Below are 1,328 nucleotides of genomic sequence, written 5' to 3' on the forward strand. Positions count from 1 at the left end.
CCGCTTTCCCGGAAAAGAAGGATTCGGGCATCAGCATCCGTGCATATGATCTCCGACATCACTTTGTCTATGCCAACATGAACCGCTGGCTGCGGGAGGGGAAGGACGTAAACGCCATGCTCCCTTACCTTATGCGGTATATGGGGCATTCCGAGATCAAAAATACCCTGTATTATTTCCATCTTGTGCCGGATATTTATGGCGGGATCCTGGAGATGTCCGGGCATTCGGAAGGGCTGATACCGGAGGTGGATGATGGCAGGGAGGAATGATAAAAACAACCCCAAAAGGTTTGACAGCGTTTTCTTCTGGGAGACGGCCAGACGCTTTCTGGACCACGAGCTTCCAAAGATCAGGAAAAAGAGCGGGAACACAGTTGCTTCTTACCGCTCCTCGCTCAACACCTGTATTGACTTTCTGGAGGAGATGAAAGGTATCTGCCGTGAACGTGTATGTTTCAATGACCTGGACAGAAAAAGCCTGAAAGATTATCTTGTATGGATGGCTGATATCAAGAGCTGGAGTCCAAAGACCTGTAATCTCCGGCTGACCGCAGCGAGAGCCCTGCTGTCGTATGCATCGGAAGAATGCATCGATATTACCCCGCTCTTTGTTTCAAGCCAGACGATACATAGTTTGAATGTTCCCGGAGGCGAGATCAGGTATTTTGAAGATCATCAGATAAAGGCACTTCTTGACGCGCCTGGTAGGGAGAAACGGTCTGAACGCCGGAACCGGGTGCTCCTGGTCCTTGGATATGATGCCGCCATGCGGGTAGGGGAACTGACAGGGGTGAAGGTCCATGACCTGCATCTTAATGCGGAAACACCTTATATCCGGATACTTGGAAAAGGCGAAAAATACAGGAGTGTCCCACTGATGAAAAAGACTGTGCAGCACCTGAGGGGATATCTCGGGGAATTTCATGGGGATCTCCCTGAACCGGACGCGCCTCTCTTTTATGCGGCCACACATGGGGTGAGGCATGGGCTGTCAGATGACTGCATCCAGAAAGTCTTGAAAAAGTATGCGGAAAAATGCCGGAATGAAGGGGTCCCAATGCCGGAGGACATCCATTTCCACATGGTAAGAAAGACCAGGGCGATGAGCTTATACCAGGAGGGATGTCCTTTATCCTATATCCAGCAGATGCTTGGACATGAAAATATCTCAACCACCTCCGGATTCTACGCCTTTGTGACCCTGGATACATTAGCAAAGGTATTGGAACAGACCAATCCGGATGGAGGAGATGCAGAAAAGAACTGGAAGGATAAAAAAATATCGGAAGCTTTATACCGGCTATAAAAACTATACCGACATTTTTT

1 protein-coding gene and 1 pseudogene are annotated in these 1,328 nt (G+C 49.1%); both read left to right on the forward strand.

The window, feature by feature from the left end:
* Nucleotides 1-272: pseudogene (locus WMO65_RS26145) on the forward strand (hypothetical protein); the annotation flags it as partial.
* Nucleotides 256-1,308 carry a tyrosine-type recombinase/integrase gene (locus tag WMO65_RS26150; protein WP_148394087.1) on the forward strand — a complete coding sequence of 351 codons (1,053 nt, stop codon included), beginning with the start codon at nucleotides 256-258 and terminating at the stop codon, nucleotides 1,306-1,308. The pseudogene WMO65_RS26145 and the gene WMO65_RS26150, both read left to right, overlap by 17 nt.
* The last annotated feature ends 20 nt before the right edge of the window (nucleotides 1,309-1,328 follow it).

The organism is Blautia caccae (assembly GCF_040095955.1).
Taxonomy (GTDB): domain Bacteria; phylum Bacillota; class Clostridia; order Lachnospirales; family Lachnospiraceae; genus Blautia; species Blautia celeris.

Excerpts from the sequence above, each read along its gene's own strand:
- WMO65_RS26150 (WP_148394087.1), top strand. The coding sequence starts at position 256 with ATGGCAGGGAGGAATGATAAAAACAACCCCAAAAGGTTTGACAGCGTT.